Source organism: Alkalibacter mobilis (assembly GCF_015594845.1).
Classification (GTDB): domain Bacteria; phylum Bacillota; class Clostridia; order Eubacteriales; family Alkalibacteraceae; genus Alkalibacter; species Alkalibacter mobilis.
Map to the genome: position 1 here is coordinate 58,464 of NZ_JADNRK010000004.1, position 21,333 is coordinate 79,796.

Genomic DNA, 21,333 nt, shown 5'->3' on the forward strand with positions numbered 1-21,333 from the left:
CGATATGAGCTTATTTTTAGGAAAAATCCATTACTGGCTTTACGATAAAATCAACTGGTTTGAAGCATTGGAAGTCGAATTGATAAAATTCGCCAATGAGAAAGGACTTCCGGGAGATGAATGGGCTAAAGAGCTTTATGAAACTTACGGATATCCTGCAGGCAACAAGCCTCTTGAAGAAGTTATAGACACAAACAACATTCACGGATGGCTTCAAGACAAGATCCACAGGGCTGAAGGCAGACATGCGGCGTTGATAACCAGACTTCTGGAAAAGAATGCCGAGAACCTTGAAGGTTTGAAAGATGTATTCCAGAAGCAAGGCGCTCTAGCAGCTTCAAGATACGACGGACAAACCGATGATCCGGAAGCGCTTTTCAACGCACTTAACGATTTTCTTCTTGAAGGAATGCCCTGCGACAGAGTAAACGAAGTAACTGTGTCCGAAGACAATGAAATAAAGTGGGTCAGGACAGTATGTCTTCACAACGATCACTGGAACAATGCAGGCGGAGACGTTAAAAATTTCTATATATTAAGAGATGAATGGACAAAAGCTTTTGTAGAGAATTTGAGCAGCAACATGACCTACAACAGACTCTCGGAAGAAACCCAGGCTATTCAGCGGAAGGGAGAGTAAAATATGAACAGTATTCAACTTATGGTAGACGAACATGTTTATGCAAAACGAATGTTGGCCGTTATAAGAAAGTACAGCTATAGATTGTTAAAAGGCGAAAACGTCGATTTAGACGATTTTCACAAGATGATAGATTTTGTAAGAAATTTCGTTGACAAGCACCACCATGGAAAAGAAGAAGACATGCTTTTCAACAGAATGGTGGAACATCTTGGTCCGGCTGCAGAAAAGCTGGTCAAAAATGGAATGCTTGTAGAACACGATCTTGGAAGACTGCACATGCAGGAACTGGAAGCTGCCATCGAAAGAGTTAAAAACGGTGACGATGAGTCCAAACTCGATATCATCGCTAACGCAGTATCCTACACTCACCTTCTGCACAGGCATATAGACAAGGAAGACGCGGTAGTGTACAAGTTTGCCGAAAACGGATTATCTGATGAGATCATGGCACAGATAAATGCCGAATGCGAAATTTTTGAAAAAGAAGCACAAGAAAAAGGAACTCAGGAAAAATATATAAAGCTTCTGGAAGAACTGGAAGCAAGATAAGACGCCCTTTCAAATTTCTAATTTAAAATATACCAAAACGGAGAAGAGTCCTCGCATGAAGCGGGGACTTTTTTCTATTGTTGTGGAGATCCTTCACATTCGTTCAGGATGACAACCACTATGGATCGTCATTCTGACGGGATTTATAATATACTTCGGCAGGCTCAGGATGACGGTTTATGATACTTGATGAGTTCCTTTAAATTCGATCAGGATTACACCCACTATGGATCGTCATTCTGATCGGAGCATTGCGAAGAGAAGAATCTACTTAGCTTTAAATTTTTGATAAGACAACTCGGTATGACGGGGAATTGCAGCATAAAAAAAGAGGCCTGAGCCTCCTTTTAATCTGCCAATCTTTTTTCCCCTTCAAGGGCTTTCAGCGGTTTGATATCCTGGCTGACTTCAACCACGCCAAGGTATTGTCCGTGTTCGTTTCTTACTGCAAAGTATCTTATATGAACGAATTTTTCTCCCAGGTTGATCCAGAAATCTTCATGGTCCTTCTTACCAGTCTTAAGATCCTCTACGATCTGTTCCACAATATGAACGCTTGCAGGTGGATGGCAATTACTGACCTCTCTGCCGATAATGGTCTTTGGTCTGGCAAATATCCTCTCTTTTCCCTGAGAGAAAAACTTGACCCTGCCGTCTTTGTCTACAAAAGTTATATCTATTGGCAAAGTGTTGAGCATCGCATTCACTTCTTCAGGAAGCATGAAACCTGCATCGAATTTGACATATCCCTCTACCCCACTTACAGGATCAGCTTGTTCAGCCTCATCAACTTTGGGCTCCCACTTAATGTCCGGCTTGAAAAAGAAATATCCGTATTCATCGCTTTCTTCAAGTATTTTCTGCCATTCGCTGTCTTTCAAAGTGTCTATTACCATGGGAAACAGGATGTTTTCTTCCTTGAATATCATTTCTTCCACACCTGTAACGGCCGCCTTGGCCTTCTCTATGAGTTCTTCTTTGGGATGATCGTATTGATAATGTTTTAATATGGTCCTTACGTCTTTTATAAGCTTTCTGTTGTCATCATCGACTCCCCACATAACTTTGGGTGGAGCTGTTATATCGTATTTTTCCATGTAAGGAAACAGAAGATTTTCTTTTCTTCCATAGTGCTTGTCTATTTCCCACAAATCTGCAAAGTCATCTGCGAGATCCACCACCACCTTGTCGTTGTCTTCTTCCATCGCCTTAATATGGGGCTTGATCCTTTCTTCCAAAAGCTTTTCTATCAGCTTGTTTTCTTCCCTGAATGTATGAACGGGATGACCGGGTGTATTCTCGTCAACTGTCATCTTATGTATGTCTTCGATGGTTCCCTTGAAAACCGATGCATGTACGTCGCAAAGTCGCTGGATCTCCTCTACCGGCATGCCTTCTACCACCAACTGAGTTTCCATCTGGGTTATTTCCGTGGCGGACACGCCTTCAAAATTTTCCTCAAATTTCTTTTTTACCTCGTCAAAGTCAGCTCCGTCGTGCAGCTGCATGATAAGTTCTTTCAAAAGTTTTTGCCTGTACTCCCTGTTATTTATGTGTTCGCTCATAGTCCATCCCTCCGTTATTTATTCTTTGATTTTAAAACCGTGTTTCTCAAAAGTTTCCTTGATCTTCTGCAAATCGATTTTTTTCATGGCGGCTCCCTTTTCAACTGTCATAAATCGTCCTACTGTAGTTATCATCTTTGGATCCGCAATGTTATCAAACCCAAGCTCCCTCATTATCTGAGGGAACTCGGGGTATAGCTTGCTTAATTCATGTACTGTCATCTTCATATCGAGTATTTTATTCATTTTGCCATTCTCCTTAAAGTCTTTTAAACAGGATGTTGTTTTCTAAATGTACGTGCTGGAATATGTCTCCTTCCAACTCTTCCAGCTTGTGATAAAGCTTCTCATAACTTGGACACCCGTCAGCAGGCACGGTGTAGTCCTGGCTTAGATCTCTTAAATTTCTGAGTATTTCTCCGGCACCTTCGTGCTCGTCTTCGATTTCCTCCAAGACTTTGCCTTCATCCCTGGAATTTAGGATCCCGGGAAACAATGTTACTTCCTCTTTTATCAAGTGTTGCTCCAAATCAGCCTTCAGTGCGTGGAAATCCTTGTAGATCTCAAACAACTCCGGATGAACATCTCCGTGGGCTCTCAATACGGCGGAAGCCAATCTTGATATCTCCGGCAAGTTTGTATTTAAATAACTGTGATGAGTGTTTATGATGTGATCGATCAGTCTCTCATCACTCATTTTAGTAAAATCTTCCTGATTTTCCGTCAATTCCTGAGCCAGTGCCCTTATAGCCCCCACTACTTTATCTGCATCAACGGATTTTTCAAGAGCCGCTTCTTCCAGGCTTCTGTGTCCTCCACAGCAAAAATCGATCCTGTAACTTTTTAGAACCTCTGCGGCTTTTGGAAACTTTGCCACTATATCTCCCAGTGCGTCTGTCTTGTTTATTGTTATATTACTCATTTTTATATCATTCCTTCCCTTTGTTATGACTTGATTTTAAGGGAATTGTGAATATAAAACTGTGATTCAAATCATGATTTCTAAAAATCATTCGCTTTTTAATCGATTTTTATCCAAAATTTTGATTTTTTTATTACCTATCATTTGGATCACTCCCTCTTCCTGCAAAAGATTGAGTTTTCTGCTTACCGTTTCCCTGGTTACTCCGATATAATTTGCTATTCCCTCCCTGTTAAGGGGCAACTCGAATTGGGCGGCGGAATCTATCTGGTTTTCATCCAAAGACTTTTGTGCAAACTCCAGTAGAACCGCATTTATTCTGGAATCCACGCTTTTGGCGCCAATGTTTTCGATCATGGACTCCAGCCTGTCTATCCTGTTGACCAGTTCCTGAAGTATTTTTGAAGTGATGCCGGGATATTTTTTGATCAGTTCCTGAAAGTCTTTTTTGCTGATCATGCAGATATCCACGGGTTCAACTGCCTTAACGTTGTACTCGGTCTTTTTATCCACAAAGAGACTTTTTTCCCCGAAGAAATCTCCCGGAAAGAAAATATGCAAAATCTGTTCCTTCCCTTCGGGAGTGTTGATATAGGCCTTTGCCCTTCCCCTGTTGATAATTATCAGACCTTGTAATTCTCCCCCCTCAAAAAACAGGTTCTCCCCTTTGTCAAAATGTTTTCTTCTGATGAGGGTCACTACACTTTCTATTTCCTTGCCGTCAAGCTTGGAAAATATGGGAACTCTCCTGGCACACAGGCTGTGACCACAGTTTATACAAGTCTCGCTCATGTATTTTCCTTCTTTTCTTTTAGTCTTATACTTTGTTTTTATACCCTATTCCCCTATGTTTAGTCATAAAAAGCATAAAAAATTGAGCCTCCATATTTTTGGGAAGCCCAATTGCATGTTACATATTCACTTTGATTTGCATTCAGCATGAAAACTTTCGATCTCTTCCATTTTCTTTAGCATGGCCCTTGTATGATAATCGTACACGCTGTCCGTTGCCTTTTCAGTCATTATCCGCTCTTTTTTCAAGTTGAAATCCAGCTCTGCAAATCTTTTGGCATTGTCCTCGTTGACTAAGGGATTATCAGAAATTTTAGTCAATACCTTTAGGTGAGTAAAAATCGAGTCAAAATTATCCAAGACCGCTTTTCTTTTTTCGATATCCTTTTCGTGTTTCTTTCTCATGCCAACTTCGGTCCTGTAGTCTGAGATCTCATCGCTGAAAGCGTCTATTTCTTCCTTAAGTTTCTCCAAGTCGGCTTTCTCTCCATAGCAGAATACTTTCTCTACGTTTTCGTTTATCAGCTCCACAAGATTATTTGTTCGGGTGTCGAGAGTCTTCTGAAAGTCGTAGGGAAATATGAAGAAATTGACTGCTAACCCTACGCCGATACCGATCAATGTATCTATGGTCCTATTTACGGAGTACCAAAAGACCTCTTCTCCAGACATATCCAGCATTATCCCCAGAAATACAAAGGCAGCGATGATTATGGCCTTGTTCCATTTCAAGAGATTGCTCACATAGATGATGACTATTATCCCCAAACTGGTCAGCACCAGGCTCCCCGGACTCAGATATGCCAGTCCCATTCCGAGGGTGGCGCCCAAAATCGTGCCCATTATCCTGTTTTTGCCTATTTCAACGGAATTCATTACAGAACTCTCCATGGAAAGCATTGCCGCAACGACTATAAAAAATGAGTTGTCCATTCTAAGGTATTTTCCCAACAACAGGGAGATCAAAACTGCGACACCGGTCTTGATGTTTCGCATTCCCAACCTGTAGTTTTTGAAGCTTTTATAATTCATTTATTTCCTCCATAAAGGTAGTTCCCCAAACTTTGGATATTTGAGTAGATCCTTCGACAAGCTCAGGATGACGAATCAATATGAATCGTCATTCTGAACAAAATTGCAGAATCTCAGTAATTGAGTAGATCCCTCGACAAGCTCAGGATGACGGATCAATATGTGTCGTCATTTATAACTTCTTTATCCCTTTGTCTGTGATCTCGATCTTGCTGAACTTTAAAAGTCTTCCTACCGCCCTCTTGAATGCACTTTTGCTCATTCCAAATTCCGACTTTATGGCACTGGCCTGACTCTTGTCATTGAAAGGCAGAAATCCTTTGTTCTTTACCAGGCGAGCCATGATCAATTCGGCATCTCCCTCGATTTCATCGTGTGCTTCCTTTCTTATGCTTAGATTGAGTTTACCGTCGGGTCTCACCTTTAAGACCCTTGCCTCGATCTGGTCACCGACGTCGAATATCCCATACATCTCGTTTAAAGGGATCATCCCGTGATACTTGTCATCCACTGCTACAAAAACGCCCATGTCTCTATTTATGGCATAGACTGTCCCTTTGACTACATCTTTTTCCTTGTATGGCGAATTATCGGTCAAAGTGTTGTGTATCTTCATGGTGGCACAAAGCCTGTCGCTCTTATCCACATAAAGGCTTACAAGACATTCATCGCCGCTCTTGACTTTACCTATCTGCTCCTTGAAAGGCAACAACAGATCCTTTTCCAAGCCCCAATCCAAAAATGCACCGATATTTCCAGCTTCGATCACTCTAAGCATTTTCATTTCACCCAACAGTATCTTTGGTCTCCTGACAGTGGCAATGATCCTGTCTTTAGAATCCCTGTACAAAAATACTTCTAACTTGTCTCCGATCTTTGCATCCTCCGGAACCTGACTCTTTGGGAGGAGAACGTCTTCGTCCAATCCACCTTCAGGTTCGTTGAGATACACACCTATGGACGTTTCTCTCAATATCTCCAGTTCCTGTATTTTACCTAATTCCATTTAAATTCTCCTTAAATCCTATTTTAACTATATTCTACTCTATTTTGCGAAATAAATACAGTCAACAAAACACTTTATCTGAATAAAGTATTGACATTAAACCTCATAATAATTAAAATTCAGTTATATGACACGAGGAGGAAAAGGGATGAAAAAAACAATTATTGCATTATTAACAGTTTTATTTATCAGTTCATTTATGTTCGGATGCAGCTCTTCAAACGGAGACGGGGAAGACAAGGCGGAAGACAAGTGGGCTGCCATTGAAGAAAGAGGTACGGTCATAGTAGGTTTAGACGATACTTTCGTGCCCATGGGTTTTAAAGACGGCAATGGTGAAATCGTTGGGTTTGACGTTGATCTGGCAAAAGAAGCTATATCGAGAATGGGCCTTGAGGCGGAATTTCAGCCGATAGACTGGAATCTTAAGGAAACGGAACTCAACTCCGGAAACATCGATCTTATATGGAACGGATACACGATTACCGACGCACGAAAAGAAAAGGTCAATTTCACAAATCCTTACTTGGACAACAGACAGGTTATCGTGGTTTTAAGCGGTTCTGACATAGAGACAAAGGCTGATCTTGAAGGTCGTGTAGTTGCGGCACAAAATGCATCAAGTGCTCTTGATGCTATCGAATCAGAAGGCGCAGGAGAAACTTTTGACGGCGGTGAACCTATCCTGTTCGACACATACAACGATGCATTCATGGATCTTGAAGCCGGCCGTGTTCATGCAGTAGTTGCAGACGAGATCCTTGCCAGATATTACATATCTGAAAGAGGAGAAGATAAATACGCTGTTCTTGCAGATGATTTTGGCGACGAAGAGTACGGTATCGGCGTCAGAAAGAGCGATGAAACCTTGTTAAGCAAGTTGAATGATGCATTGGATGATATGAAAGCAGACGGTACGGCAGCTGAAATTTCCGAAGAATGGTTCAGCGAAAACATCGTTAAATAAACGGGTGTAGATATGGATTATCTTATGGACATGGCACCCTTGATGCTCCAAGGACTTAAAACCACTTTATGGCTTTTTGTCTTTACTGCACTGGGTTCCATCCCTTTGGGCATGGTGGTCTGCATACTCAGACTTTCCAGATACAAGCCCCTGCAAAAGGCTATGCAACTATATATTTTGTTTATGAGGGGAACGCCCCTGCTGCTTCAATTGATTTTTATTTTTTTCGGCTTGCCCGTGATCGGGATAGTCATTAACCGGGAATCAGCAGCTTTGCTCGCCTTCATATTGAATTATGCCGCTTACTTTGCCGAAATATTTAGGGGCGGTATCCTTTCGATAAGTCAAGGTCAGTACGAAGCCAGTACGGTGTTGGGGTTGTCAAAAACTCAAACATTCTTTGGTGTCATACTTCCCCAGGTAGTCAAAAGGGTTTTACCTCCTGGCGGCAACGAACTCATCACGTTGGTGAAAGACACTTCTTTGGCCTACATACTTGGCTTGGGCGATGTACTGAGAGCTTCGAGGACACTTACCAACAAGCAGGCTTCACTTGTCCCGCTATTCCTGGCCGGACTCATATATCTTGTACTGGTGGGCATAGTGACATACGGTCTTAAAAGAGCCGAAACAAAATTCGATTACTATAGGTAAGCAAGCAGGTGAAAAAATGTTAAAAGTAGAAAAACTCTCCAAAAGCTTCGGATCAAAAAAAGTCTTGGATCAAATCAGTTTTGAGGTATCCAAGGGAGATATCGCTATAATAACCGGGCCTTCAGGTGTAGGAAAAACCACACTTATCAGATGTCTTTCCTCACTGGAGACATACGATTCCGGATCGATAGAAATCACCGAAAGAAGTACTGACGAGCATCCGGTGGGATTGGTTTTTCAAAACTTCAACCTTTACCCTCATTTAAGCGCAATGGGCAATATCACATTTCCACTGATGAAGGTAAAAGGCATGAGCAAGTCAGAGGCGGAAACCAAGGCCAAGGAGATCCTGGATTCATTGGGGCTTTCCGGCTTGGAAAAAAGCTATCCCTATCAGTTATCCGGCGGACAGCAGCAACGGGTGGCAATAGCCCGGGCACTTGCCATGGATCCGGAATACCTATGTTTTGACGAACCCACATCCGCACTTGATTCAAAATTGCGGGACAGCGTGGGACAAATACTGGTGGATATTGCAAAGAAAGATACCGGAGTAATAGTAATCACCCACGACAGGGAGTTTGCTGAAAAATATTCCACCAAACTTTATGAACTGGGCAGCGACTTGGTTCGAATCAACTGACTAAAAGCAAAATGACCTTCGAAAATCATCGAAGGTCATTTTTATATGTAATTTCATTGTCCTTTTAATTTTTTGTAGGTAAAGAAATAAGAGATCAACGCACTTATCTTTACTGCTATGGAAAAATACATCAGATACAAGACCCATGGATTTCCAGGCATGAAAAACATCAAGATAATGGATAGGGTAAAGAGAACGGTGGCGCTTTTACCAAAGTAATTGGCTGGAATAACTATCCTGTCTTCCCTGTTGTACAATATCATGGCCGAACCTATCATAAAAAGTTCCTTGACTATTACTACACCAAGTATGAGCGGAGGTATGAAGCCCGCCAAATAGAAGCATATCAAAACCGTCATCAGCATCAATTTGTCTGCCAGAGGGTCCAAAACCTTGCCAAGCTCAGTCACCACATTGAACTTTCGGGCGATCTGCCCGTCTATCAAATCGGTGAATGAAGCCAACGCATACACTCCAAGAGCCCAGTACCTGGAGTTTTCCATGTCTGAAAAAAATACCAAGACAAATACTGGCAGCAGGATCATTCTGATTATGGTAAGTATGTTGGGTACATTTTTCATATAGCATCCTCCTTGAAGGGGTATCGTATACCATTTGTTTTTTGATGAGATCCTTCGACAGGCTCAGGATGACTCAAATTATGGATCGTCATTCTGAACATCGTGAAGAATCCAATCGATCATGAACATGGTTCGTCATTCTGAACATCGTGAAGAATCTAATCAATCATGAATATGGTCCGTCATTCTGAACATCGTGAAGAATCTAATCAATTATGAACATGGTCCGTCATTCTGAACATCGTGAAGAATCTAATCATATAGACCGTCATTAAGTTTCTCTCATGATAACAGTACCATATAATTATTTGTTACTTTCTTCTTTTTCCGCTTTTACCGGACTTTCCAGTCTTTTCTGATTTCTTCTTCCAACTTTGGGATTTTGGATTTCTTTTTCCCTTTTCCTCTTTTGATCTGGATCCTTCATCAGATCCGGGTCTGATCAGAGCTTTGTTTGAAAAACCTATCAAATCTGTTCTGCCTTCTTTTCTAAGAGCTTCCAGCACCAATTTGCGGTTTTGAGGTTTCCTGTACTGGATCAACGCTCTCTGCATGGCCTTCTCGTGGGGATCGACAGGCACATAAACCTGTTCCATCGTCCTGGGATCCAAACCGGTGTAAAACATGCAGGTTGACATGGTTCCCGGAGTAGGATAGAAATCCTGGACCTGTTCCGGCATATAACCAGTGTCGCGGATGTATTCCGCCAGCTCTATAGCTTCCTTGAGAGTGGAACCGGGGTGGCTCGACATTAAATACGGGACCAAAAATTGATTCTTTCCCAAATCTTCATTTATTTTTTTATACTTGTCAACAAATCTGTCGTATACGTTTCTTCCGGGCTTTCCCATTTTTTCCAAGACTTTCGGCGAAACATGTTCCGGTGCGATTTTCAACTGACCGCTTATGTGATGCTCGCAAAGCTCCCTGAAAAAGGAATCGTCCTTGTCGTATATAAGATAATCATACCTCAATCCGGAACGTATAAACACTTTTTTTATACCTGGAAGTTCCCTCAATTTTTTCAGCAAACCCAAATAATCGCTGTGATCTACGATCAACTGATTGCAAGGCTTTGGAAACAGACACTGCTTGTCGGGACACACTCCATGTTTTTCCTGTTTCTTGCATGCGCTTATCCTGAAATTGGCTGTAGGGCCTCCCACGTCATTTATATAACCTTTAAATTCCGAATCTTGGGTGATTTTTTTTGCCTCGTTTATTATTGAGTCGTGACTTCTTGATTGCACCTTTCTTCCTTGATGAAAAGTCAATGCGCAAAAATTACAGCTTCCAAAACATCCACGATTGCTTATTATACTGTGTTTCACTTCTTTGATGGCAGGAATCCCTCCAGCCTTCTGGTACATGGGATGATAGTCCCTGACGTAAGGCAGGCTGTAGATGTCATCGAGCTCTATGCCTGAAATGGCTTCAGCCGGCGGATTCTGCACCACATAATAATCTCTATAAGGTTCAACTAGTATCTTTCCAACTATGGAATCCATATTTTTGTACTGGATCATAAAACTTTCAGCATATGTCTTTTTACTTTTCAATACCTCATCGTAATGTGGCAGCCACAAAGGCTTGTAAGGTCTGGTTTTGTCTTTTGTCTTGTAAACCGTGCCGGGAACAAATGTTATCTCCCCAACAGGAAGTCCGCTTTCCAATGCTTCTGCGATGGCAACAATCTGTTTTTCTCCCATTCCATATACGATCAGATCAGCCTTTGCGTCTAAAAGAATGGAACGTCTGACTTTATTGGACCAATAATCAAAATGGGAAAACCTTCTTAAACTGGCCTCGATCCCTCCCAAAATTATAGGTACGTCGCTGTACAATTCTTTTATTTTATGAGAGTAGACCATCACAGCTCGGTCCGGTCTGTGACCGGATCTTCCACCGGGCGAATACAGATCGTCTTTTCGTTTCTTTTTTGCAGTGGTATAGTGATTGACCATGGAATCTATATTTCCTGAAGTTATCAGAAAACCCAGTTTTGGTCTACCCAAAATTTTGAAGGATTCCTTCTTTTCCCAATCAGGTTGAGCTATTATGCCAACTTTATAACCCCTGCTCTCAAGGACCCTGCCTATTACAGCCGTTCCGAAAGAAGGGTGGTCAACATATGCATCCCCTGAAATTATGATGAAATCAAGCTGATCCCATCCTCGTTTTTTCATATCTTCCCGTGATACGGGCAAAAATTCATTCATTATATCTTCCTCTTCATCCGCTTCGATCATATCAGCGGTTTATTTTACAGATACCGATTATATCATATTTTTCTTAAAAGAAGTATAATGGAGTGAGATAGTATTCTATTTAGATAAGTTTACTCAAAAATGTTTTTAGAAAGGATCAAAACATGAAAAAAAATGTAAAGATAACACTGGAATATGACGGTGCCAGATACAAAGGGTGGCAAAAATTAGGCGACAGTTCCAATACCATCCAAGGAAAGCTTGAGGACATCCTTGAGAAGATGACCGGCAAAAGGACACCGGTGACCGGTTCCGGGAGAACCGATTCAGGCGTGCACGCCAGAGGACAGGTCGCAAATTTCTTTATTGAAAACGACATGAGCGCCTACGACATATTGACATACATCAACTCGTACCTGCCAAGCGACATAGCTGTAAAGAGTGTGGATTTTGTAGATGAAAGATTTCACAGCAGACACAACGCCAAGGAAAAGACGTATTCATACACCATTTACAACAACAGGATCCATTCTGTTTTCGACAGGAAATACAGTTTCCACGTTCCAGATCCTCTAAACCTGGAAGCTATGAAACAAGCCATGGCCGAATTTGAGGGTACTCATGATTTTCTGGGATTTTCATCACTTGGAAAGAGCAAGAAATCTACCGTCAGGACTATAAATGCCATTACTCTTGAAAAAAACGGGCCTTACCTTAAATTTATTTTTAAAGGTGATGGATTCCTATACAATTCCATAAGAATAATTATGGGAACCATCTTGGAAATCGGCATGGGAAAAAGGAAAACCTCTACAATAAATCGCATTTTTGAGAAAAAAATCCGTGAAGACGCCGGGTTTACCGTTCCGCCTCACGGACTGTTTTTAGAAGAAGTCGATTATTGAGTAGATCCTTCACATTCGTTCAGGATGACGAAGTTCGCGCAGATTCTTCGCATTCCTTCAGAATGCCGAAGTTTGTGTAGATCCTTCCCGTTCCTTCAGAATGCCGAAGTTTGTGTAAATCCTTCGCGTTCCTTCAGGATGACGTAGTTCGCGCAGATTCTTCCCGTTCGTTCAGGATGACGTAGTTTATGCAGATCTTTCGCGTTCCTTCAGGATGACAGCATTGTATGCTGTCATCCTTGTTTTACAAACTGGACCTTCATGCCGTTTGGATCAAGCACAAAAAAGAATTCAACATGTGGATTTGGCTTGAATGGACCACTGTGGACGGCGAAACCCTTTTGGCTGACCTCGGCCATTTTCTCCTGGATGTCATCTACGGCAAATCCCATGGACATATGGTCGGGATATTCCAATTTGGCCTTGTTCTCCCTGTCGAATATCAATTCTACGTGAGTACCGTCTTCATCCCCCAGAAATACTATTTCCGTTGTGGGAGAAGCTGAAAATTTTCTCTGGACCTTCAATCCTACCACTTCAGTATAGAATTTCAAGGATTTTTCCAAATCCACTACCTTGAATGTGTACCATAAAAAACTCATTTTTCATCCTCCTTTTTTATGTTGAAAAAAATTTTGTATACTTCCGGAAAGTTCTGTTTCAGTCTTAAAGGTTTAAGATTTTCATCCAGGAATGCGTGCTTGCTTTTCCCCATGGCAAATATCTCTTTTGAGTCTGGATCCTCCACCACATAAGTCATGCTTATGCGCAGCCCTGTAAAATCTTCAACCCCAAGCTTTATGACAAATTCATCCCCAAACCTTGCTGGAGACTTGTAAGTGCAATCTACATGCAAAACCGGTAGCGTTATCCCCAATTCTTCAAGTTTATGATAGGGCAGACCCAGATGTTCCAAATAATCTATTCTGGCCTCCTCGAACCACCGAATATAATTTGAGTGATGGACTATCCCCATTGCATCCGTCTCGTAGTAATTAACCTTTCTCGAATATCCCATGTAAGGCATGTCCGCTCCTCCCGTCAAATATCGTATTCTTCCAAAAAACTGTGTTTTTCTCCGTGTTTTCTATATTCGATCACCGTATCCAAATTTACGTTATGCATGCTGGTAAATATATTCATATCAATTCCAGGGTGATTTTTATTCAGCTTTTTAATAAGGGCTTTCATTTCCTGCCTTTTAGACCCGATCCCATCGTCGCCCAAGACACATTTTTCCGTGAGCCTGCATGCACATCTGATAAATTCAAGCTCGTTGTACCTTCTCCATGCAATGATGTCGTCTTCTCTGACCATATACAAAGGTCTTATAAGTTCCATACCTTCAAAATTACTGCTTTTTAGTTTTGGCATCATTGTCTTGATTTCCGCACTGTAGAGCATGCTCATGAGGGTAGTCTCGATGACATCATCAAAATGGTGACCTAAAGCTATCTTGTTGCACCCTAATTCCTTGGCTTTGGCGTAGAGATGGCCTCTGCGCATTTTGGCGCAAAGATAACAAGGGGACTGATTCATGTCTGCCACGATGTCATATATTTGAGACTCGAAAATGGTCAGAGGAACTTCCAAGATTTTTGCGTTATTCTCTATAACCTGACGGTTTATACTGTTGTATCCCGGATCCATTACCAAAAACACCAATTCAAAATCGTATTTCCCGTGTTTTTGTAATATCTGCATGGCCTTGGCCATCAACATGGAATCTTTCCCGCCGGAGATGCATACGGCTATCTTGTCTCCTTCAGAAATCAAGTCGTATCTAATGACTCCTTTTATGAATCTGTTCCAAATTTCTTTTCTATATTTTTTTATGATGCTTCTTTCTACAAGCTGATGTTTTTCCATATTTTCTCCTCTACATCGATTATCTCAAATCTTTGTACCATAGGTCAAAGTTATTCTTGAATATTTTTAATTCTTTTTCTGTGGTTAGGTGGCTCAAACATATTCTGACAGACGACAACGCCCGTTTTTTGTCCTTCCAGACAGCATAGACAGACTTGGATGGTGTATTGGGAGCTGAACAAGCCGATTTTGCCGAAAAGTATATCTCTCTTTTGCCGAAATGATCCACCATGTCCTCACCTTTGACATTTTCAACGCTGAAATTCAGAAAATGGGGCAATGAATTTTCGGTAGAATTTATTAAAACACCTTTGTATCCCTTGAAAAATTTTCTTAAATCTTCATTAAGTAAGCGGATATAAGCCAACCTTTTACCCATGCCACCACAGCTTAATTCCAAGGCTTTTGCCATTGTGGCTATAAGAGCCGTTGAAGGGGTGCCGCTCCGATATGGACTTAGGCTCAGTCCCCCGTATATCATGGGTTCCAATATGATCTCATCTTTTTTTACAAGAGCACCACAACCGTTTATTCCATAGAATTTATGTGCGGAAAAGGTTATCATGTCCGCTTTGTCAAGACTTATGCCAACCTTTCCCATGGCCTGGGTTGCATCCACATGGAACATGCAATCTGGGTTTCTTTTTATTATTTCACTGATCTTGTCGATATCCTGCAACACTCCGGTTTCACTTTCGACTGCTCCGATGGAAACCATTATCGTATTCTTATCCATCAGTTCTTCCAGATTTTCCAAATCGACCCTTCCATCTCGTCCTATTTCTACAAAATCCACTTCGAAGCCTCTATTTTTAAGGCTCATTAAAGGCCCTATCACAGATGAATGTTCCATATAAGTAGTTATTATGTGTTTGCCCCTGTAGCTGTTTTTAGCTGCATATCCCAAAATGGCCAAGTTGTTTGCTTCACTGGCCCCGGAAGTAAAAACTATTTCCCTTTTTTCAAGACCCGTTGATTTAAGTATGGTTTCTTTAGCTTCCTCGATCCTTTTCAAAGATTCTCTGCCTAAATCATGCCCTGAGTTGGGATTGGCAGGATACTTTCTGGTCAGATCTACAAATTCTTCCAAAACCAGTTCATCTACGGGGGTTGTAGCACCGTAATCCAAATATATCATAATTACACCTCGATTATTTTCAATAATTGAATATATCATAAAATGGAAAACTCCACAATAACAGCAAAATGTCGACTTTGACATGCAAAAGAAGATCCGGGCAACGATTCCCGGACCATAACTAAATATGTATTAAATTTTTGTTTCAAAGTCTTGTGACATACTACTCGATTTCAATTCGTTTCTCAGCTTCCGACTTTTCTTTTTTGGCAACCTCGATCTTCAGGACCCCATCATCCAATTTGGCCTTGATGTCATCCCCTGATGCATTTTCAAGATAAAGGCTTCTGCACATAGAGCTTACCTTTCTTTCCTTGTGAATGTAGTTTTTCTTTTCTTCCTCTACCTTTTCTTCTCTTTTCACAGAAATCGAAAGTCTGCCTCGATCGAAAGAAATCTCCACTTCTTCCTTCTTGATTCCGGGCATATCCGCCTCAACGATGTAATTCTTTTCGTCTTCCTGTACGTCTACTTTAAATGTGTCAAAAGCCAAGCTCCTGCCTGGTAAGCTGCGGCCTCCAAAAAAGTCGTCAAGCATGTTGTAGACATTACCGAATCCGGTATCGAATAAATCTACATCTTTTCTGTTGAATGGTACCAATCCTGTCATGATCAACAACTCCCTTCACTTAATTTTTAGCACTCGCTTACACAGAGTGCCAACTCTACTAATAATATATCCTACCTAAAATATTTTAAACATTTTGAGAAATCTTTTTTATCCGATCATGGACTCTGATTTCGCCGTTTCTAACAGTTTTTGCAAAAGCGGCACTTTTCCAAAGCCCGCAATTGCCTTGTCTTTTAAAAACAGGGCATTCTTCATAGCATTTTTTACCTGGGATCGTTATTTCAATCACTGCACTGCCTATTTCAAGTCTATCGCCTTCCTTTAACCCTTTTATGTCAAATCCCGCAGTAGAGATATTTTCTTTAAACCTGGATATGCAAAAACCATCTTTCTTTTCAGGAATCGCTGAAATTCGTGCTTCTGATTCCATCAAAGTGATCTGCAGTTTTTCATCTCCACCTTCAAAAGCAGACCCTGAGATCCCCGTACCTTCTTTTAACATAATTACGTCTACTTCTTCCTGACTTCTATTGTTTACCGTTTTTATTTTTATTTTTTCTACAAAACCCATTTTTTCTCCTTTCTTGCCACATTGGTGACACATTGATGTTTTATACTCATCTCATAGAAACAATATATCACAAGGAGGATAAAAAAATGAATATTAAAAAAATTATTACAGGCGCATTGGTTCTTACAGTTCTTGGAGGTGGAGCAGCATTTGCAGCAAGCGCTCAAACCCCTGCCGAGATCCTGGCTGATCTTACCGGCAAAACTGTAGAAGCGGTTTATCAAGAAAGAGAAGAAGGCGAAACTTTCGGAGCCATGGCTGCAGAAACAGAAAATTTCGAGGCATTTAAAACTTCAATGCTTGAAAACAGAAAAACCGTCTTGCAAGAAAGAGTTGAAGAAGGCAGAATCACACAAGAAGAAGCTGACGAAATTTATGCAAATATGGTGGAAAACAGCGAAGACTGTGACGGCACAGGCAGCAACATGAGATTGGGTCAGGAAAATGGCCTGGGATTTGGACAGGGCAATGGCAACGGAGACGGTAACGGACAAAGAAACGGCAACAGTGAAGGCGGCGGATCCGGTAACGGTTATGGCGCAAAGAACGGCAACAAATAATCTGAAATTTAAAATAAAGGACTCATCACCAGCTGGTGATGAGTCCTTTATTTTGTTGCACTGCCATTTTAGCAATTTCCGCTATGGGCATGATCGTTGCAAATAGAACCTGTTGATTTCAAATTACCGCATACATAACCCTCGGCAACTTCTTTTGAATCGCCTCTTGCGCCTGTAACTACAGTAATACCTTTTTCATTGAAAATATCGACTGCTCCTCCACCCATTCCGCCGGAGATTATTACGTTTACACCAATATCATTCAAATAATTCGGCAAAAATCCTGGTCTGTGCCCCGGATTGGGAACTGATTCGTTGCTGACGATCAATCCATCTACCACATCAAAAATTTCAAAGGTTTCACAATGTCCAAAATGCTGTGTCACCTGCTTGTTTTCACTTGCTACTGCTACTTTCATGATTCTTCCTCCTAATAGTTAAATTATTTGTCCATACTTTCTACAAAATCATCAAACCAATGTTCGTTGTACATTTCTATAATTCCCTTGTCGCATAGATTTGCGATATTTGGATCTATAGGAATCTTGGCAATTACCTTAAGACCTTCTTTTTTTGCGATCTCATCGATTTTGCTTTCCCCGAATATTTGGTGTTTTTCACCGCAGCTCGGGCATTTAAAATAGGACATGTTTTCAACCAGTCCCAAGATAGGAACTTTCATCATTTGAGCCATCTTTACCGCTTTGGCCACTATCATTGATACCAGTTCCTGTGGAGACGCCACTACTATTATGCCGTCAAGGGGCAATGATTGGAATACCGTCAACGGAACGTCTCCTGTTCCAGGAGGCAGATCCACAAACATGTAATCTATGTCTTCCCATATGACATCGCTCCAAAATTGTTTTACGGTGCCCGCTATTATAGGGCCTCTCCATATTACAGGGTCGGTGCTATTATCCAAGATCAAGTTGATGGACATGACGTCGATCCCCGATTTTGTTTTAACGGGATACAAACCTTCTTCAGTAGCTCCCGCTTTCACATCCAAACCGAATGCCTTTGGGATGGATGGACCGGTGATGTCCGCATCTAAAATCCCAACTTTCTTGTCCCTTCTCCTCATTGTCACCGCCAAAAGCGAAGTTACCAGGGATTTCCCTACTCCTCCTTTTCCGCTGACCACTCCGATCACTTTTTTAACATTGCTCTTTTCGTGTAGATTCGCTGCAAATTCATTTTTTTTGTCTTGATTCATTATTAAATCTCCTTGTCTATATTAAACTTTAAATTGTAGCCCCGAAAACATGTACCTGACTTTGTCACCCATTTTAGATTTTAATATTTTATAGCCTTTAACACCCGTACAGTGGCCCGTATAACACTCCGCCTTGGTTTCAATCAAAAATTCTGCTGTTTGATCTATGAATTTTTCATCCAGTGTGCTTCCCTGAGATCTCGATCCAAAGTGAAATCCTCCCACTATGGCATCGGGATAGGATCCGAATTTATCCCGGTATGTTTTAACTATATGCATGATCCCATTGTGTGCACATCCGCAAAATAAAACAGCTTTGCCGCCTTCTCTTATGACCATATTTTGTTCATGTTTGAAATCATCCAGTATCAGTCGGCCTTCCTTATTGACAAACAGCCTCTTGTTTCCTAGAGGCATGCAGTCTTTTCTAGATTCTACCGTAAAAAGTTCAATATCGAAATCCAATTGAAATTCTTTATCCGTGTATACGATTCTGTCACCATAGTTCAGGTTTTTGTTCAACCCTATTGAACGAGTGTTTCCATCCTCATCCACAGATACAAAATCATCAAACACACCGGGTCTGGCATAAATCTTTGCTTTATTGTTCAATTCCAAAAAATGCTTCAATCCACCGCCATGATCGTAGTGCCCATGACTCAAAATCAGATGATCCACCTTCGACAAGTCCAAATCCAGCACTTTCGCATTTTTAGCAAAAACATCACTTGCTCCCGTATCGAAAAGAATTTCCTTGTCATTTAAGTTTACGTGGATGCTGAGTCCGTGTTCACAACCAAATTTTTCATCCAATGAAACATTTTCTGATAAAATGCTGACCATCATTTTGACGACTCTCCGTTTCCCAGAAACAACTTCATGGTATTTTGATACGTTGCACCAATCGCTCTTGACGAAGGACAATCCACGTTGGCAAGGGTTTTCCCTGCATTTATTGTTTCTACGGCAACAGGGTCAAAAGGTATCTTTCCAACCATTTCAATATTGTTTTTCCTGCAGTATTCCTCAATTTCTTTTGTTTTCCCCGTGTTTGTATCAGACTTGTTTATACATACCGCAGTTTTTGTCTGAAATGCTGCCGCCGTCTGCAAAATCCTTTCCATATCGCTTATCCCTGAAACGGAAGGCTCTGTAACGATCAGCACCATGCTGACTCCGCTGATGCTTGCAATTACAGGGCATCCTATCCCAGGCGAACCGTCTATTATTGCAAATTTTTCATCTGGTGCGGCCAACCGCATTTGTTTCTTTACTTCGGTTACAAGTTTCCCTGAAGTCCCACTTCCCATTTTTAACTTGGCAGTAGAGAAAACTTTGCCTTTTTCCTTATACAAGTAAAGCTCCCCTGCCACATCCGGGTATAATTTTACGGCTTCTACGGGACAAATGTATTCGCAAACTCCACAACCCTCGCAAGCGTATGAAAACACTTCATAGACTCCATCAGTCTCATTTATGGTGTCAAATTTGCAGTGTTCGTAACACAATCCGCAACTGATGCATAGATCCTGATTTATCACCGCTTTTCCAAGTCCAAAATAGTCCTTTGATTCCGGTTGACTTTTAATGTTCATTATCAAATGAAGGTTGGGGGCATCCACGTCACAGTCCGCATACGCTTTGGCTTCGGACAATTCAATAAATGCACTTGCCAAGGTGGTTTTGCCGGTACCACCTTTACCGCTTAGTATCAGCAACTGTTTCATGAGCGACCTCCCTCAGAATGTCCGAATAAATACTTTCAAACATTTTTTTATATTTCTCACTTTGTCTTGCCAATATTTCCCCCTCGGAGTTTATCCTTCCAAGTTCAGGGTCAAAATCGATCCTTCCCAATATGGGTATGTTGTTTTCAATACAAAACTTTTCTGATGGATTATCGCCTTCTGTGCATTTATTCAATAACACACCATAAGGTATCTCAAATAACGTTACCAGCTCGTGGACCATCGCCAAATTGTGCGTGCCGAAAATAGTCGGTTCAGCGACTAAAACGCAATAGTCTGCGTCCCTTATGCTTTCCATCACTACACAGGCACTTCCTGGAGGGCAATCGATAACTATCGTTTCCCTGTCACTTAAATCTTCATCCAACAAATTTTTTATAACGGGCACACCCGATGCCTTTCCCACTTCGAGCGTACCTGTCAGAGTTTTTACTCCTTGAGACATTCCCTTTTGGACTATGCCCACTGATACGTCCCTGTTGCTTATAGCGTCTCTTGGGCAAAGTATTTCACACCCACCACAGGAGTGACATATTTCATCGAACACCTTAACTCGATCCTTGATAAAAGCCAGTGCGTTAAATCTGCAAAATTCAACGCATTTTCTGCACCCATCGCAAAGCTCATTGTCTATTTGGGGAATTTTAACTGTCACCTCTTTGCTGCTTTCGATTTCAGGCTTAAAAAACAGATGTCCGTTAGGTTCCTCTACATCGCAATCGATATAAGCGGAATTTTTGATCACTGCAGCCAGATTTACTGACAATAGAGTTTTTCCGGTTCCTCCCTTGCCACTAAGAACGGCTAGTCTGAAGCCTTTTTCAGCTTTCATGTCCGTGAAACCCCGGATGGATATCGTCCAATAGATCCAAAGAATTTTTTTCAAATTGATCTATGTTTTCGCCAATATTTTCGCCTTGGCTTTTAAATATTTCAATTCCTGCTCCTTTGATGACTTCCGCAGCATTTTCACCGCATCTGGGTGTGATCAATGCGTTTATTTTACTGTCCACCAAAATCTGAGCGGCTTTTATCCCTGCACCACCTGGACTGTCCGCTGCAGTATTTTTTATAAATTCTTCCGATTTCTTTTCTGTATCATAAACCATGAACCAAGGTGCCCGCCCGAAAGAAATGCAAACTCCAGACTCCTTATTATTATCATTTACAGGTATTCCTATTTTCATAATA

At 41.3% G+C, this 21,333-nt stretch carries 27 protein-coding genes; 7 read left to right on the top strand and 20 right to left on the bottom strand.

Annotation, left to right across the window (positions count from 1 at the left end; translation table 11 throughout):
• The first annotated feature begins 4 nt into the window (after positions 1–4).
• Together IWB18_RS03395 and IWB18_RS03400 are read left to right on the top strand one after the other, a co-directional pair.
• On the top strand, positions 5–640 hold the full coding sequence (locus IWB18_RS03395; protein WP_195682198.1) for a hypothetical protein: 636 nt from the start codon (positions 5–7) through the stop codon (positions 638–640).
• Between the two features lie 3 nt (positions 641–643).
• Positions 644–1,192, top strand: coding sequence for a hemerythrin domain-containing protein (locus IWB18_RS03400; protein WP_195682199.1), 549 nt, complete (start codon positions 644–646; stop codon positions 1,190–1,192).
• Positions 1,193–1,539: 347 nt separating this feature from the next.
• Here the strand turns inward: IWB18_RS03400 and IWB18_RS03405 are convergent, their stop codons facing one another.
• The 6 genes from IWB18_RS03405 to IWB18_RS03430 form a co-directional block, all read right to left on the bottom strand.
• On the bottom strand, positions 1,540–2,757 hold the full coding sequence (locus tag IWB18_RS03405; RefSeq protein WP_195682200.1) for a DUF438 domain-containing protein: 1,218 nt from the start codon (positions 2,755–2,757) through the stop codon (positions 1,540–1,542).
• Positions 2,758–2,775: 18 nt separating this feature from the next.
• The gene (locus tag IWB18_RS03410; RefSeq protein WP_195682201.1) at positions 2,776–3,003 is read right to left on the bottom strand and encodes a DUF1858 domain-containing protein; all 228 of its coding nucleotides are present in this window, start codon (positions 3,001–3,003) and stop codon (positions 2,776–2,778) included.
• Between the two features lie 13 nt (positions 3,004–3,016).
• Positions 3,017–3,679, bottom strand: coding sequence for an iron-sulfur cluster repair di-iron protein (gene ric / locus IWB18_RS03415; RefSeq protein WP_195682202.1), 663 nt, complete (start codon positions 3,677–3,679; stop codon positions 3,017–3,019).
• 87 nt (positions 3,680–3,766) lie between these two features.
• On the bottom strand, positions 3,767–4,471 hold the full coding sequence (locus IWB18_RS03420) for a Crp/Fnr family transcriptional regulator (RefSeq protein WP_195682203.1): 705 nt from the start codon (positions 4,469–4,471) through the stop codon (positions 3,767–3,769).
• A gap of 126 nt (positions 4,472–4,597) precedes the next feature.
• Positions 4,598–5,503, bottom strand: a complete 906-nt coding sequence (locus IWB18_RS03425; RefSeq protein WP_195682204.1) for an FUSC family protein — start codon at positions 5,501–5,503, stop codon at positions 4,598–4,600.
• 172 nt (positions 5,504–5,675) lie between these two features.
• A complete protein-coding gene (locus tag IWB18_RS03430; RefSeq protein WP_195682205.1) occupies positions 5,676–6,509 on the bottom strand; it encodes a CvfB family protein in 834 nt (277 codons plus the stop codon).
• 148 nt (positions 6,510–6,657) lie between these two features.
• On the opposite strand from IWB18_RS03430, the gene IWB18_RS03435 reads away from it, so the two are divergent.
• Genes IWB18_RS03435 through IWB18_RS03445 form a run of 3 tightly spaced genes read left to right on the top strand, consistent with a single transcriptional unit; the run spans position 6,658 to position 8,773 of the window.
• Positions 6,658–7,476 (top strand): transporter substrate-binding domain-containing protein, encoded by an 819-nt coding sequence (locus IWB18_RS03435; protein WP_195682206.1) that lies wholly within the window; start codon positions 6,658–6,660, stop codon positions 7,474–7,476.
• A 12-nt stretch (positions 7,477–7,488) separates the two neighbouring features.
• Positions 7,489–8,130, top strand: coding sequence for an amino acid ABC transporter permease (locus tag IWB18_RS03440; protein WP_195682207.1), 642 nt, complete (start codon positions 7,489–7,491; stop codon positions 8,128–8,130).
• Positions 8,131–8,146: 16 nt separating this feature from the next.
• Entirely contained in the window at positions 8,147–8,773 is a 627-nt protein-coding gene (locus IWB18_RS03445; RefSeq protein WP_195682208.1) for an amino acid ABC transporter ATP-binding protein, read from the top strand.
• Between the two features lie 53 nt (positions 8,774–8,826).
• Here IWB18_RS03445 and pgsA read toward each other — a convergent pair whose 3' ends face one another.
• Together pgsA and IWB18_RS03455 are read right to left on the bottom strand one after the other, a co-directional pair.
• On the bottom strand, positions 8,827–9,354 hold the full coding sequence (gene pgsA / locus IWB18_RS03450; protein ID WP_195682209.1) for a CDP-diacylglycerol--glycerol-3-phosphate 3-phosphatidyltransferase: 528 nt from the start codon (positions 9,352–9,354) through the stop codon (positions 8,827–8,829).
• 311 nt (positions 9,355–9,665) lie between these two features.
• A complete protein-coding gene (locus tag IWB18_RS03455) occupies positions 9,666–11,603 on the bottom strand; it encodes a YgiQ family radical SAM protein (RefSeq protein ID WP_408626553.1) in 1,938 nt (645 codons plus the stop codon).
• 122 nt (positions 11,604–11,725) lie between these two features.
• On the opposite strand from IWB18_RS03455, the gene truA reads away from it, so the two are divergent.
• The gene (gene truA, locus IWB18_RS03460; RefSeq protein ID WP_195682210.1) at positions 11,726–12,466 is read left to right on the top strand and encodes a tRNA pseudouridine(38-40) synthase TruA; all 741 of its coding nucleotides are present in this window, start codon (positions 11,726–11,728) and stop codon (positions 12,464–12,466) included.
• Between the two features lie 233 nt (positions 12,467–12,699).
• Here truA and IWB18_RS03465 read toward each other — a convergent pair whose 3' ends face one another.
• The 6 genes from IWB18_RS03465 to IWB18_RS03490 form a co-directional block, all read right to left on the bottom strand.
• The gene (locus tag IWB18_RS03465) at positions 12,700–13,068 is read right to left on the bottom strand and encodes a VOC family protein (protein ID WP_195682211.1); all 369 of its coding nucleotides are present in this window, start codon (positions 13,066–13,068) and stop codon (positions 12,700–12,702) included.
• Positions 13,065–13,493: an acyl-CoA thioesterase gene (locus tag IWB18_RS03470; RefSeq protein ID WP_195682212.1), complete on the bottom strand. Its 429-nt coding sequence runs from the start codon at positions 13,491–13,493 to the stop codon at positions 13,065–13,067. Before IWB18_RS03470 ends, IWB18_RS03465 begins: the two co-directional genes overlap by 4 nt.
• A 14-nt stretch (positions 13,494–13,507) precedes the next feature.
• Positions 13,508–14,335 carry a tRNA 2-thiocytidine biosynthesis TtcA family protein gene (locus tag IWB18_RS03475; RefSeq protein ID WP_195682213.1) on the bottom strand — a complete coding sequence of 276 codons (828 nt, stop codon included), beginning with the start codon at positions 14,333–14,335 and terminating at the stop codon, positions 13,508–13,510.
• Positions 14,336–14,354: 19 nt separating this feature from the next.
• On the bottom strand, positions 14,355–15,473 hold the full coding sequence (locus IWB18_RS03480; protein ID WP_195682214.1) for a cysteine desulfurase family protein: 1,119 nt from the start codon (positions 15,471–15,473) through the stop codon (positions 14,355–14,357).
• Between the two features lie 163 nt (positions 15,474–15,636).
• A complete protein-coding gene (locus IWB18_RS03485; RefSeq protein ID WP_195682215.1) occupies positions 15,637–16,083 on the bottom strand; it encodes an Hsp20 family protein in 447 nt (148 codons plus the stop codon).
• An 85-nt stretch (positions 16,084–16,168) separates the two neighbouring features.
• Positions 16,169–16,615 carry an MOSC domain-containing protein gene (locus IWB18_RS03490; protein WP_195682216.1) on the bottom strand — a complete coding sequence of 149 codons (447 nt, stop codon included), beginning with the start codon at positions 16,613–16,615 and terminating at the stop codon, positions 16,169–16,171.
• Between the two features lie 86 nt (positions 16,616–16,701).
• On the opposite strand from IWB18_RS03490, the gene IWB18_RS03495 reads away from it, so the two are divergent.
• Complete coding sequence (locus IWB18_RS03495) at positions 16,702–17,175, top strand: DUF2680 domain-containing protein (RefSeq protein WP_195682217.1); 474 nt, start codon at positions 16,702–16,704, stop codon at positions 17,173–17,175.
• Between the two features lie 68 nt (positions 17,176–17,243).
• Here IWB18_RS03495 and IWB18_RS03500 read toward each other — a convergent pair whose 3' ends face one another.
• From IWB18_RS03500 to IWB18_RS03525, 6 genes are read right to left on the bottom strand one after another with little or no spacing between them, the layout of a single operon-like run.
• Positions 17,244–17,597 carry a NifB/NifX family molybdenum-iron cluster-binding protein gene (locus IWB18_RS03500; protein WP_195682314.1) on the bottom strand — a complete coding sequence of 118 codons (354 nt, stop codon included), beginning with the start codon at positions 17,595–17,597 and terminating at the stop codon, positions 17,244–17,246.
• 20 nt (positions 17,598–17,617) lie between these two features.
• Positions 17,618–18,394 (bottom strand): Mrp/NBP35 family ATP-binding protein, encoded by a 777-nt coding sequence (locus IWB18_RS03505; protein ID WP_195682218.1) that lies wholly within the window; start codon positions 18,392–18,394, stop codon positions 17,618–17,620.
• A 21-nt stretch (positions 18,395–18,415) separates the two neighbouring features.
• Positions 18,416–19,240, bottom strand: coding sequence for an MBL fold metallo-hydrolase (locus IWB18_RS03510; RefSeq protein WP_195682219.1), 825 nt, complete (start codon positions 19,238–19,240; stop codon positions 18,416–18,418).
• Positions 19,237–20,121 carry an ATP-binding protein gene (locus IWB18_RS03515; protein WP_195682220.1) on the bottom strand — a complete coding sequence of 295 codons (885 nt, stop codon included), beginning with the start codon at positions 20,119–20,121 and terminating at the stop codon, positions 19,237–19,239. The genes IWB18_RS03510 and IWB18_RS03515 overlap by 4 nt, the downstream gene beginning before the upstream one ends.
• Complete coding sequence (locus tag IWB18_RS03520) at positions 20,093–20,974, bottom strand: nucleotide-binding protein (RefSeq protein ID WP_195682221.1); 882 nt, start codon at positions 20,972–20,974, stop codon at positions 20,093–20,095. The genes IWB18_RS03515 and IWB18_RS03520 overlap by 29 nt, the downstream gene beginning before the upstream one ends.
• Positions 20,964–21,329: a NifB/NifX family molybdenum-iron cluster-binding protein gene (locus tag IWB18_RS03525; protein ID WP_195682222.1), complete on the bottom strand. Its 366-nt coding sequence runs from the start codon at positions 21,327–21,329 to the stop codon at positions 20,964–20,966. Before IWB18_RS03525 ends, IWB18_RS03520 begins: the two co-directional genes overlap by 11 nt.
• Between the last annotated feature and the right edge of the window lie 4 nt (positions 21,330–21,333).